This is a genomic window from Planococcus sp. ISL-110, assembly GCF_018613575.1.
GTDB lineage: Bacteria > Bacillota > Bacilli > Bacillales_A > Planococcaceae > Planococcus.
The window spans coordinates 75,325-87,927 of sequence record NZ_JAGGPX010000006.1; the positions used below are offsets into that span (position 1 = coordinate 75,325).

13 protein-coding genes are annotated in these 12,603 nt (G+C 43.6%); 10 read left to right on the forward strand and 3 right to left on the reverse strand.

Annotated features, from left to right (window positions below; genetic code table 11):
- Nucleotides 1-30: 30 nt before the first annotated feature.
- The 6 genes from J7I83_RS03375 (at nt 31) to J7I83_RS03400 (ending at nt 4,352) form a co-directional block, all read left to right on the forward strand.
- Nucleotides 31-1,155 carry a zinc-dependent alcohol dehydrogenase family protein gene (locus tag J7I83_RS03375; RefSeq protein ID WP_215099272.1) on the forward strand — a complete coding sequence of 375 codons (1,125 nt, stop codon included), beginning with the start codon at nt 31-33 and terminating at the stop codon, nt 1,153-1,155.
- A 111-nt stretch (nt 1,156-1,266) separates the two neighbouring features.
- Complete coding sequence (locus J7I83_RS03380; RefSeq protein ID WP_215099273.1) at nt 1,267-1,461, forward strand: SRPBCC family protein; 195 nt, start codon at nt 1,267-1,269, stop codon at nt 1,459-1,461.
- A complete protein-coding gene (locus J7I83_RS03385; protein ID WP_215099274.1) occupies nt 1,412-1,741 on the forward strand; it encodes an SRPBCC family protein in 330 nt (109 codons plus the stop codon). Before J7I83_RS03380 ends, J7I83_RS03385 begins: the two co-directional genes overlap by 50 nt.
- A gap of 34 nt (nt 1,742-1,775) precedes the next feature.
- On the forward strand, nt 1,776-2,243 hold the full coding sequence (locus tag J7I83_RS03390; RefSeq protein WP_215099275.1) for a VOC family protein: 468 nt from the start codon (nt 1,776-1,778) through the stop codon (nt 2,241-2,243).
- A gap of 109 nt (nt 2,244-2,352) precedes the next feature.
- On the forward strand, nt 2,353-3,216 hold the full coding sequence (locus tag J7I83_RS03395) for a PPK2 family polyphosphate kinase (protein ID WP_215099276.1): 864 nt from the start codon (nt 2,353-2,355) through the stop codon (nt 3,214-3,216).
- Nucleotides 3,217-3,506: 290 nt separating this feature from the next.
- Nucleotides 3,507-4,352: a YitT family protein gene (locus J7I83_RS03400; protein WP_215099277.1), complete on the forward strand. Its 846-nt coding sequence runs from the start codon at nt 3,507-3,509 to the stop codon at nt 4,350-4,352.
- Between the two features lie 100 nt (nt 4,353-4,452).
- On the opposite strand, the gene J7I83_RS03405 is transcribed toward J7I83_RS03400, so the two are convergent.
- Nucleotides 4,453-5,670, reverse strand: a complete 1,218-nt coding sequence (locus tag J7I83_RS03405) for an EAL domain-containing protein (RefSeq protein ID WP_215099278.1) — start codon at nt 5,668-5,670, stop codon at nt 4,453-4,455.
- A gap of 45 nt (nt 5,671-5,715) precedes the next feature.
- Nucleotides 5,716-6,093 carry a YidH family protein gene (locus J7I83_RS03410; RefSeq protein WP_215099279.1) on the reverse strand — a complete coding sequence of 126 codons (378 nt, stop codon included), beginning with the start codon at nt 6,091-6,093 and terminating at the stop codon, nt 5,716-5,718.
- Between the two features lie 585 nt (nt 6,094-6,678).
- On the opposite strand from J7I83_RS03410, the gene J7I83_RS03415 reads away from it, so the two are divergent.
- From J7I83_RS03415 to J7I83_RS03430, 4 genes are all read left to right on the forward strand, one after another.
- On the forward strand, nt 6,679-8,745 hold the full coding sequence (locus J7I83_RS03415) for a BglG family transcription antiterminator (protein WP_215099280.1): 2,067 nt from the start codon (nt 6,679-6,681) through the stop codon (nt 8,743-8,745).
- Nucleotides 8,742-9,008, forward strand: a complete 267-nt coding sequence (locus J7I83_RS03420) for a PTS sugar transporter subunit IIB (protein ID WP_215099281.1) — start codon at nt 8,742-8,744, stop codon at nt 9,006-9,008. Before J7I83_RS03415 ends, J7I83_RS03420 begins: the two co-directional genes overlap by 4 nt.
- 24 nt (nt 9,009-9,032) lie before the next feature.
- Nucleotides 9,033-10,301, forward strand: a complete 1,269-nt coding sequence (locus J7I83_RS03425) for a PTS ascorbate transporter subunit IIC (protein WP_215099282.1) — start codon at nt 9,033-9,035, stop codon at nt 10,299-10,301.
- A gap of 284 nt (nt 10,302-10,585) precedes the next feature.
- Nucleotides 10,586-11,134, forward strand: coding sequence for an alpha/beta hydrolase (locus J7I83_RS03430; RefSeq protein WP_215099283.1), 549 nt, complete (start codon nt 10,586-10,588; stop codon nt 11,132-11,134).
- 238 nt (nt 11,135-11,372) lie between these two features.
- Here J7I83_RS03430 and J7I83_RS03435 read toward each other — a convergent pair whose 3' ends face one another.
- On the reverse strand, nt 11,373-12,518 hold the full coding sequence (locus J7I83_RS03435; RefSeq protein ID WP_215099284.1) for a CapA family protein: 1,146 nt from the start codon (nt 12,516-12,518) through the stop codon (nt 11,373-11,375).
- Nucleotides 12,519-12,603: the final 85 nt, after the last annotated feature.

The following is a 12,603-nucleotide window of genomic DNA, read 5'->3' on the forward strand; positions in this document are numbered from 1 at the left end:
GAAAATTTGATTTGAGGAGAGGGTGTAAATATGCAAGTGAGATCAGCGGTATTACGGGAAATCGGTGCTTCAACACCATACGAAGAAAGCCAGCCGATTCAAATTGAGACATTGGAACTGGATTCACCGGAAAAAGGAGAGGTATTGATCCAAGTAAAAGCAGCGAGCTTATGCCATTCCGATTTATCGGTGATGAACGGCAGCCGGCCTCGACCGCTTCCTATGGCTCTTGGCCACGAGGCAGCGGGTGTGATTGTTGAAGTGGGTGAAGGAGTGACTGATCTGGAACCAGGCGACCACATCGCCTGCGTATTCGTACTAAGCTGTGGACAATGCGGTCCTTGTCGGGAAGGGCGTCCTGCCTTATGCGAACCGGGGGCAGCCTCCAATACGGCTGGAACTTTGCTTGGTGGCGGGAATCGTCTCCATACAGAAACGGAAACCGTCAATCACCATGTGGGGGTATCAGCTTTTTCGGAATATGCCGTAGTCTCAAGAAATTCAGTCGTCAAAGTGAACAAAGACATTCCATTTGAAAAAGCGGCGCTGTTTGGCTGTGCAGTCATTACGGGCGTCGGAGCAGTAGTCAATACAGCCGGTATTAAACTTGGAAGCACAGTAGCCATAGTCGGTCTTGGTGGTGTTGGGCTCAGTGCGTTGCTTGGGGCAATTGCTGCAGGAGCCAGCCGTATTGTAGCTGTGGATATCAATGAAACGAAACTGAAACAAGCGAAGGAATTAGGAGCCACGGATGTATTTAATTCAAAAGATCCAGACGTTGTCGAAAGGATTCGAAAAGCTACAGGAGGTGGCTTGGATTACGCCTTTGAAACCGCGGGAGTCGTGCCGGCCATGGATGTTGCCTATGCCGTAACCAAGCGCGGTGGAACGACGGTCACAACAGGCTTGCCCCATCCGGAACATCAATTTTCCTTTCCATATTTGTCGCTGACTGCTGAAGAACGGACAATTAAGGGGTCGTATTTGGGGAGCTGTGTACCAAGCCGGGACATTCCGCGCTATATGAACCTGTTTCAGGAAAATCGCTTGCCTGTCGATAAACTGATCACAGATTTCATCACATTGGATGAAGTCAATAAAGGCTTCGATATTTTGGCAAAAGGCGACTCTTCACGCATCATTATAAAGTTTTAAACGGATAGCAAACCAAAAGGGATTTTTAAAAAGGATAAGGAGGGGAAACTGTTCTTTGTTTCTTATATGCCAGAGATGCTTGGATCAAGTAAAGAACAAGGAGGAGTTACGATGTCTGCAAATAAGGTTTTTTCAAAAGTTGAGGGATTAGAACTGATCATGGAAAGGTCGTTTAATGCGCCAAAAGAGCTGGTATTTTCAATGTTCATCGAATCGGACCATATTGCGGATCGGTTGGGATACGACCGTCTACAAAATGGAAGTGAAACCCGGTGGCATCTGGCATTATTGCATGCGTTCGCCTAGAGGGCAGGAATCCTGTGGGAAAGCCGTTTACCGGGAAATTGATCCTCCAGACCGGTTGGTGTATGTCGACGCTTTTTCTGATGAACAGGAAAATGAAGTCGAGGATATGCCGATGATGCTGATCAAGATGGATTTTATTACCGAAGGGGCAGGTTGTAAAGTTGTTTCCGCAACGAAGTTCGATTCGCAGGAAGAACTGCAGAACGTTATCGATATGCAGGCTGTCGGTGGGATGACTTATACTTATGACCGCCTGGAGGAGTATTTAGCGGAGCTTTAGCAAGCCAAGAAAAAAATCAGAAAGAAGGGCAACGATGATTACAAAAATGTTTCCTTATTTAAACTTTGATGGGGATGGCCAGGAAGCGGCACACTTTTATGCAGATGTGTTGGATGGGGAATTAGTGGGAATTATGACTTACGGTGAGGCGCAGGATGCGGATTTGGAAGGCATGCCAGAAAAAGTGAAGGATATGGTGATGAACGAACAGTTTGACTTGGAAAATGGGGATTCGCTGATGATATCCGATGTTCCTTCAGGAATGGGGATGCCGACATTTCAAAAAGGCAATAATGTGTCAGTGACTGTGTTTTTCGATGAAATTGAAGAAGTGCGAGCTGTTTTCAACAAATTGGTCGAAGGTGGCACCGTCAGCATGGAGCTGCAGGAAACTTTTTGGAGCCCATTTTATGGCATGCAGGTTGATAAATTCGGCATCGATTGGCAAATTTCAGTTGAGGGTGAAAGTGAACAGGCAATTGAAAAACCGCAATCCAAATGAAGATTGTGGTTTTTCAATTGCCTGTTAGATCTCTTCCGGTACAGGGTATAAGGGGAAGTAGATCAATCAACTCACAGCGTAGCATTGAAATGCAAGAAGGAGGATAATTATGGATATCGATAAATACTTAGTCCAAAAAGATAAAAAAATAAAGCTTGCCCATTATCCAACGACCGATGGAGATAGCTTCAGTGAAAAAGAGTTAAAGGAAAAACTGATTCCTGAAAGTGTCAAAAAACTGAAGGAACTTCATATGAAGCTGCATGCTCAAGAAGAAAAAGGAATTATTGTCGTACTTCAAGCGATGGATGCAGCTGGAAAAGACGAAGCCATTACGTATATCTTTTCGAACTTGACGGCCCAAGGATTGAAGACGACCTCGTTTAAAAAGCCATCTGAAACCGAGCTTGCCCACGATTACTTATGGCGATTTCGGGAAGGAATGCCGGAAAGGGGGCAAATTGGCATCTTGAATCGCTCTTATTATGAAGAAGTGATTGCGCCAAGAGTCCATAATTTGCTGGAGGAGACACCGCTTCCGAACGAATTGATCGACGAAAACATTTGGAATGTCCGCTATCGCCAAATCAATGATTACGAACGCTATATGATGGAAAATGGATTTCCGGTAGTGAAATTCTTTTTCAATATGTCTTATGATGAACAACGCCGACGCTTGCTGGAGCGCATGAAAAATCCTAAAAAAAACTGGGAGTTTTCATTTAATGACGTAAAAGAGCGTGTGCACTGGGACGGTTACCAGGAAATTTTTGAAGATCTGTTGAACAACACATCAACGGAATATGCGCCCTGGTATGCACTTCCAGCTGACGATGAGTGGTTTTCACGTTACATCATTTCGGAAGTAATGGTTAAGGCGCTGGAGCAGATAGACCCGGAATACCCTGAAATTATGGGGGAAGAAAAAGCGGAACTGGAAAAAGCGATTCGTAAATTGGAAAAGGCGAAATAGCATAAAAAGGGATTCAGGAATGTATTATTCCGGATCCCTTTTTCTAATTGTGAAAAGACGGTAAACAAAAGAAGAAACGCTTGCTTTTTGGTCCTTGAAGCCACTATAATATGAACTATTGGTTCACTATAAAAAAGAACAATTTATTCGTATTTTTCGTATTTTTTATTGAAAAGTAAAAGATTACAGTCTAATAAATGCTCTTAAGGCGACGTGCAGCTGCACGGCCTTTTTTTGTGGGTTGAACAAAATAGATTATGTAAGGGTTGCCTTCAGATTGGAGTTTGGTTATGAATAAATGGACGAGATTATTGCTTGTTTTTGTTTCTTCGATTGTTCTTGGATTTGCGTTTAATATGTTTTTATTGCCCCATGAAGTATTGGCGGGCGGAGTGACCGGCATTGCGATGATGCTTGGCTTGGTAACCCCTTTGAATGCTGGGATTTGGATGATCATCCTGAACATTCCGATTCTGGTTCTTGGCTGGATGAAGCTTGGCAAGAACTTCATTGCCAATAGCCTGTTTTCTGTTGTTGTAACATCTGTATCGATGCTATATATTCCCGTTGTTAAATTGACAGAGGATGCCTTGCTTTCTTCGGTGTTCGGCGGAGTAATTTCAGGTATAGCTATTGGGGTCATCATTCGTTTCTATAGCTCAACCGGCGGCTTTGATGTCATCGGCCTCTTGTTGTCGAGGAAACGGGACATCCCACTGGGGGCTCTTGTTTTTGTGCTTAACAGTGCGGTGGTCTTTGTAGCAGGATTTGTATTTTCCTGGGAATTGGCGATGTATACGATGGCTTCCATCTATATCACTGGACTGGTGATTGACCGGGTCCATACGCGCCACATTAAACTTAGCTTGATGGTAGTGACCAATCAAGGGGATGCAGTCAAAAATGAACTGCTCGATAAACTTTACCGTGGCATCACGGTCGTTGATGGCGAAGGTGCCTATTCGGCGGCGAAAGTAAAAGTCCTGTATAGTGTCATCAGCCGCCACGAGCTGGCATTTGTACGGCCATTGATAAAAAATATCGATCCGAATGCGTTTGTCAGCATCAGCGAAACGATGGAAGTCATGGGGAATTTCAGAAAAGATGATAACTTCATGAAAAATCCGGTACTATGAAAAAACCTCTCCATTTTCTGGAGAGGTTTTTTTATGTCCTGTTGAAAAAGCAGCTGAACATTCAGGCAAGACGGATATTCAGTTGCTGTCATTTGTTCAATCATTGAAACAGCAGATAATCTCTTTCAGAAATAAAATCGTTGCTGATGTCGATAAACAAATAGCAGTCTTCCGACAAAGGATAACTGAATGTGCGAATCATCTCGCCTGTTTCGATATCTGAATAGCTATCCGATAAAATCCCTTTATGCCAGGTTTTCATTTGCATGGTATTTTCGAGGAAATATGGACGGAATGCCCAATGCGAACCGATTTGATCAGGTTCTAACTTCCATTGGTCGCCGTATTTCCGGAAGTTGGAAGACACTTGCTGGCCATCGCTATTGCATATGTACAAGCGGAAACTTTCTTCTTTGAAAGGCTCAGCCACGGCTTCGATAAAATGGTCTGCTGTTTCAGGACCTTTCCATTTAGGCAGCAATTTTTTTACTTTCTCTTCCCGGTTATGGGTAAAAGCATAACGTTCTTGCACCATCGATTTTTTCCGCTGAACAAACGCTTTGATCTTTTCTCCTACATCAATCGGAATACAACCATTCACTGGAAGTTCAAAATCCGGCTTTGCCAAATAAAACCCCTGGTAATAATGGCCACCGTGTTTCCAGGCGAAATACAATTGGTGATTGTCTTCGATATTTTCATAGGAAAGTTTGGCGCCAATCCGTCTGGCCAGTACAGACAGGGTTTGGATAACATCCTGGAACACTTCGGTATTGGAATTCCGGACAAAACTGGTATCAACTTTTAAAATATGAGGACGTAGCTGGCGGATTCGGTCGATATTAGAGCTTTTTGCCCCTACATGATCGACGGCAATCTGGATGCCGTAGGTCTTGTAGTAAATTAAAAGGTGCTCCAGCACTTCAAAATCTTCATCAAAATCATGTTCGGTAATTTCCAAGACAATCCGGTTCATCGAGAAGCCTTTTTCAGCGTATTCCTTTAGAGATTCCAAAAAATCTTCTCCGCTGTTGATCAGCAATTGCTTGGCGTTGCGATTGATAAACAGCAGGCCGTCATTCCCGGAATCGAGCATTTTGGTGATCGCCAGCTTCAGCAGATGCTGATCGACTTCGACTTTGTATTCATCGGGCACATCTTTGTCATGAAAAAAGTCGCCCAAGCTGATCCAACTGCCTTCAAATTGGAATCGTCCCAAAACTTCATAGCCGATGACGTTATGTTTGACTGCACTAATGATCGGCTGGAAAGCAGGCTTGACCTTATGTAAGTTTTCAAGAATATCTAAGGGATCCATTACGTGTGCTCCTTTGCTGCGAAACTAGGATGTGATAGGTGCAGTTTACATAATCATGAAAAAGTAAATGATGACCATAATGATCATAACGGCAAGCATCGAGGATATTAAAGTGATGTGCATATTCGATGGCGTGAAGGTTTCATTGATGATTTGCTGGCGTTTCTTTTTATAGTTTTGGGTTGCTGAAAAAATAACGGTAAGACCAAAAATACAGGCGAAAATGCCAAGTGCGACAGTAAAGATATCCACAAATGGGTTGCGTGTGACACCCATTGTAAAATGCAGGCTGGTTGCCAGAAAACCGACCCCGACAATCGAAATGACGGTGCGTATCCATGCCAGGTAGGTGCGCTCATTGGCGAGGTGCTGCTGAGTATAGATCAATTGATTTTTTTCTTTTCGGTAGGACTGCCGCGACATTTTTATTCTCTCCTCCCAGCAATAATTGGTTCTGGAATTTTCACAATCTGGAATCGAGGAAAAACTAAGTGTACTCTCAGTATAAATGAATCAGGAATAAAAAGGAATTTTGAAAATCTGTATAAATCATTTGTTGCAGCGAATAGCAGGAGAAAGCCGGGACCATAAACTCATTCATGAGGAAATGTCTGAAAGCTGAAAAGACATAGCTTTAAGGCAGGCACATGTGTTTTTGATTTTGGGAGCCAGCTATTCTACAAGAATACTGCCTTTTTCCAATCTTTTTTTAATTAAGGGGAATTCTCCTTGGAAGCTTACCATTTCGGCACTATCTCCAAAATATCGATATCGTCATTTAATGCAGTGGCTTCGAAACCGTCCTATGTTTGCTTGTTTTAAAATTAATAAGATCAATCGAGTCGCTTATCAGCATATCGATGCTGCCGTTGGCTGCAAATGAGCTTATAGCTTGGTTAATCAAAATACAGTACAGTGTTGTGCAGGGCTAAGAACAATATTGGGACTGAGAAAAGATATATTTCAGCAAATACATCGACTATTGTAAAGGTAAGGGAGGAACAAGGGATGTTTTTAGATGAAAGAAGTGCCATTTTACTAAAGCTCCTGAAAAATTCATCAATTCCCTCAATGAGTGAGATTGAAGATCAGACAGGGCTGACACGCAGACAGATTCAATACAGTTTGAGTAAGGTCAATGATTGGCTTGAATTTAATAATTATGAACCAGTGCAGTACAAGCGGGAACTCGGTTATTTTCTATCCGATAAGATTGCAGAAGATGAAATAAGAGTCAAGCTGACAAAACGGAGTTATATTTTTTCAGAAAAAGATAGGGAGCAAGTAATTTACTTAATGATTCTGTTGAGCCAGGAACCACTGTCAGTGTTTCATTTTCAATCTGCGACGGGAGTTTCAAGAAATACCGTATTGAATGACCTCCAGCATTTGAAAGAAATGGCTAAAGAGATGGGATTAATCATCCATTATTCCAAACAATTCGGTTACATCATTACGGGGAATAGCCGGATAAAACGTTTTGTGATCGAGCAGCTGCTTTTTGAGGTGTTGAATAGCCCGAACAACCAAATGATCACGCAGTGTATATGGAGCGGATTTGAAGAACGCATAACAGCCGTTCATCAGAAGCTGGAAAACATTGAAAAGCAATTGGATATCACTTTTACCGATGAACGGCTCCATGAACTCGCATACCTTTTCTTTTCCACGGATCAATTGATCGGCAAAGGAGAAGAGTTGGATCAAGATCCAAGCTGGCTCCCATTCGCAGAAACAAAAGAATATGTGCTGATCGACGCAATGATCGATACAACAGCTTTCCAATCTCAATGGAGCCAGACAGAAAAACTCTATGCAACCTTGCATCTGATCAGCATGAATCGGACAAAAGATCGTTCGCCTTTGAGAGATGACCGGGTTTTTCGTGAACTTTTGCAGCAAGTCACAGCAGAGTTTGAACGGCTGACATTTGTCCATCTTCAGGACAAAGAACAGCTTTACGAACAATTGTATGTCCATTTCAAACCAGCTTTTTACCGCATCAAATACGGATTTCCTCATGTTAATCCGATGATGGAGCGGGTTTCCAAAATTTATCCGGAACTTCAGCATTTGACGCGCAAATCCTTAAGGATTCTGGAAAAAGAACTGGGCTTTCAACTGCCGGAAGATGAAGTAGCCTATTTTACCATCTATTTTGGTGGCTGGCTTCAAAGGCAAGGAACTCGTTTGGATGACCGAAAAAAAGCGATTGTTGTTTGCCCTCATGGAATTGGTGTCAGCAACATCCTCAACTATACGCTACGGGAATTATTTCCGACTATCCTGTTTTTGGATGTCCTGTCTGTCAGGGATACAACAGAATATCCACTGGACTATGATCTGGTATTTTCATCGGTCTTTATGAGAACAGAGGCTACCTTGTTTGTAGTCCCGCCAATTCTTGAAGAGCGGGACAAGCAGAAATTGAATAAGCAAGTGATGCAGGAACTATACGGTTACACAGTTCCGGACTCAGATGTTGCAGGATTGATGAAACTAATTTCCAAACACGCAACGATTCACGACCCGAAACAACTGGAAAAGGAATTGCAGGCCACTTTGTATACGCAAGCAGCAGGAACAAGCACATATGCAGTAAAGGAGGCAGAAAAACCTGTGTTAGGAGAACTACTGACTACTCAAACACTTCAATTAAAACAACATGCCGCCACTTGGCAGGAAGCGATTCAACTGGCTGCCAGTCCGCTTGTGGAGTTAGGGACAGTTAAAGAACGATATGTAACCGCGATGGTCGAATCCATTGAGAAGAATGGGCCTTATGTGGTCATCACCCCACTGGTTGCAATCCCGCATGCACGCCCTGAAGAAGGAGTGCGTTCATTATCAATGAGCTTATTAAAGCTCGAGCAAGCCGTGTATTTTGCTCCGGATAAACCAGTTCAGTTGATTATCGTATTAGCGGCAGCGGACAGCGACTCGCACCTGCGTGCTTTGATCCAACTGACAAATTTACTGAACGAGCCGGCAAATATTCAAAGGATGCTGGAAGCAACGGACAAAGAACAACTATTGGAAATCATCCATAATTATTCTAAGGAGGAAACAGAATGAAAATCATGGTAGTGTGCGGAAACGGATTAGGAAGCAGTTTTATTATGGAATTGAATGTGAAGAAGGCGCTAAAAGAATTGGGGAAAACAGCGGAAGTAGATCATACCGATCTAACTTCAGCCAAATCGGTGCAAGCTGATATCTTTATCGGAGCTGCAGATATCATGAGCCAAATGGATGACGGAAAAAGAACCATCGTTAATTTACAGAACATGATGAGCATTCCGGAAATCAAATCAAAACTGGAGCCTCATTTAGCATAAGTCTGACGGGAAGGGGGAATTACTGTGTTAGAACTGATCATGAACGACATTTTAGGAACACCAGCGATTCTTATTGGTTTGTTTGCGCTTGTGGGATTGCTGCTGCAGCGCAAAAGCAGTGCTGACGTAGTATCGGGAACATTAAAAACAGTAATGGGCTTTATAATTATTGGAGCCGGAGCTGCAGTACTGATTGGCTCGCTGGATATATTCGGGAAAATGTTCGACCATGCGTTCAACGTACAGGGCGTCATTCCGAACAATGAAGCGATTGTCGCTGCCGCCCAAAGCGAGTTTGGTACGTCTACTGCATTGATTATGGTATTCGGGATGATCACCAATATTTTATTGGCCCGCATCACCCCGTTTAAATACATATTCCTTACCGGACACCATACCTTGTTTATGGCATGCCTATTGGCCGTAACCTTGTCAGTAGGGGGACTGGCTGGCGCTCCATTGATCATTGTAGGCTCGATTCTTTTGGGCTTGTGCATGGTGCTGTTTCCAGCCCTGTTGCAGCCGTATGTGCGGCAAATTACAGGCAGCGACGATTTTGCTGTAGGACATTTCGGCTCGATTGGCTATTTTGTTTCTGCCAACGTTGGAAAATGGTTTGGGAACAAAGAAAAAACAACTGAAGAGATAAAAGTTCCTAAATCGCTGGGCTTTCTAAGAGATACTTCTGTTGCAGTTTCTTTGACAATGACGTTATTCTTCTTAGTTGTCGCTTTATTTGCCGGACAGGAGTTTGTTGAAACGACCCTATCAAACGGTTCAAATTTCTTAGTCTTTTCATTCATACAAGCGATTACATTTGCGGTAGGCGTCTTCATTATCCTGGCGGGTGTAAGAATGCTGATTGCTGAAATTGTACCTGCTTTCCAGGGGATTGCTGATAAATTGGTACCTAATACCAAGCCAGCACTGGATGTTCCAATCGTCTTCCCGTTTGCGCCAAATGCCGTAATCATCGGTTTCCTGTTCAGCTTTTTTGCTGGATTGCTGGCGATGTTCCTTCTTCCGGTTCTCGGATTAAGTGTTATTGTTCCCGGACTGGTTCCGCATTTCTTCACAGGAGCCGCGGCAGGTGTCTTCGGCAACGTGACAGGCGGAAGGCGCGGTGCCATGATGGGCGCATTTGCCAACGGACTGATCATCAGTTTTATCCCTGCCATCTTATTGGTCTTGCTGGGCGATATCGGATTCTCTGGAACAACCTTCGGTGACTCTGATTTTGGAGTTGTCGGTATTCTGATATTGAGTATCATGAAGTTTTTAGGATTTGCATAAACAACAGCATATAGAAAAAAGCCATTTCGAAACTAGTAGATTTCGGAATGGCTTTTTTCGTGGACGGCTTTTCGGATTTAAAACTCAACCCCTGTTCAGCATAAGACTTATTTCCTGTCAATAAAGTTGCGGTATCTTTAGTTGCCCGTATTCTATAAAGATTGGATTAGGCAGGAAATGTTTGAGAGATGAAATAACGGAGAAATATAAAGTGAAAAAGTCTTTATCTGTAGACTGTTTTTGGTTCGACAAGCGCATCATGATGGAGAAAGGAGGAGGCTGCTATGAAGCAGGTTTTATTCATCCACAGTGCTGGCCCCCAAGAGGAGGGGCAGGGAAGTGCAGGGTTGCTGCAGTATCTAGAGGAAGAATTGGGATCCGCTTTTCAGGTGATTGCTCCAAAAATGCCGGATCCGGAAGATCCACAATATGTGGAATGGAAGAACAAACTGAAAGAAGAGATTGCTTCCTTGGACGATGGAGCGGTATTGGTGGGTCATTCGATAGGCGGGTCGGCTTTGTTGAAATTTTTATCGGAAGAAGAACTGGGAAAGTCGTTTGCCAAGCTCATTACGATTGCGGCACCTTTTTGGGGAATCGATAAGGATTGGGAATTAGAGGATTTTACCCTGGCAGAGGACTTTGTTTCCCGAAATTCGCTTTTGCCTGATGTTGTTCTTTTCCATAGTATTGGTGACGACATTGTTCCTTACAAGCACTTGGAAAAATACATGGAAAATCTACCGAGCGCGAAAGTGAGGCAGCTTTCCGGGAGCGACCACATTTTCCAGGAAGGGCTCGCAGAAGCAGCAGAAGAAATTCGAAGAGGCTAAATAAACCAAGCCAGCCACCCCAAGAGGGATGCTGGCTTGTGTATGATCTAAAAAAACAGCAGGTTCACTAGAATCGTCACGATGATTGAAAGAACGATTGAAATCAGCAGGCTGCCCATACAGGAAATTCGCATAATCACTCCACCTTTTTGATGATAGTATCAATTACCCGAATCGGGATGGAATCTAAACACTGCATTTTAAAAGGAAAACGCACAGAGCAATCGGCTCTGTGCGTTTATTCGATAAAGTGGAGGTCACCGATCCAAGTGGATAGATGGGCTTTGGTGGCAGCGTTTAAGTTGGCATCGACATTCTTCAACAGATCCAGTTCGTAATCTTTGGAATTGGAACTTCTGACAAAGGTTGTCGTGAATGATGGATTCTGCAAGGTGATGTTAGTGGAGTCCGCAGTCGTCTTTTTTTCAATATCGAGATGCAGGATTGCACCAATTTGCCGATCCAACTCATCTTGGCCCGAAAGGAAGTTTCCGAGCGAATAAACTACAAAAGCTTTGCGTCCATCTTCAGTAGCGATCCATTCTGGCGGCTGCAGCACATGGGGATGGTGTCCCAAAATAATATCCGCACCATTCTCAGCAGAGAAATGAGCCAGTTCGGTCTGCTCGGCATTCGGCATTTTTTGATATTCTTCCCCAAAATGAAGGCTCAAAACGACTACGTCAGACACTTCTTTTGCGCGTTTCAAGTCCTGTTGGATAAGCAAAGGATCGATACGGTTTACCAAATAATCTTTTCCAGCCGGCGTTGGGATTCCATTTGTGCCATAGGTATAGGATAGGAAGGAAAAGGTGATTCCATTGCGTGTCATCAAGGCAGTTTCTGCCCGCTCACCGGCAGATAGATGGGAACCTGTGTGGACCATTCCAATCTGATCCCAATAGCTGATGGCATTTTCAATGGCGGGAATTCCTCGATCCAGCGTATGGTTATTCGCCAGGGTAACAACATCGACACCTGAATCCTTCAAGGCATCCCCTACCTCATAAGGGCTGTTAAAGGCGGGGTAGGTGGAGAGGCCGATTTCGCTTCCGCCAATGATGCTTTCAGAATTTGCGACAGTAATATCAGCACTTTCCAAAAAAGGTGTGACTTTTTCGAGCATGGGATCGAAATCAAAACCATCTGCAGTTTTGGCATCCAGGTAAACACGTTCATGGATCAGGATATCCCCGATGGCTGACAGTGAAGCGGAATGAGTCATGTTCAGTTCCGCAGGAGCAATGGCAACGGAAGGCTTTCTGACTTCAAAAACAATCGGCTGTTGTTCATTGGCAAGATTGACAGGATCGATGGCACATCCGGCAAGCAAAAAAATGGCGGCCGCCAATGATGAAAAAATGGTTTTTTTGTGAAAATTCACTGGTTTCACTCCTTAAATTTAGTAGGGTCACAGGCATAGCTTGATACACATAGCTTTGCTTCTTTTTAAACCGCTTTAACGAAAA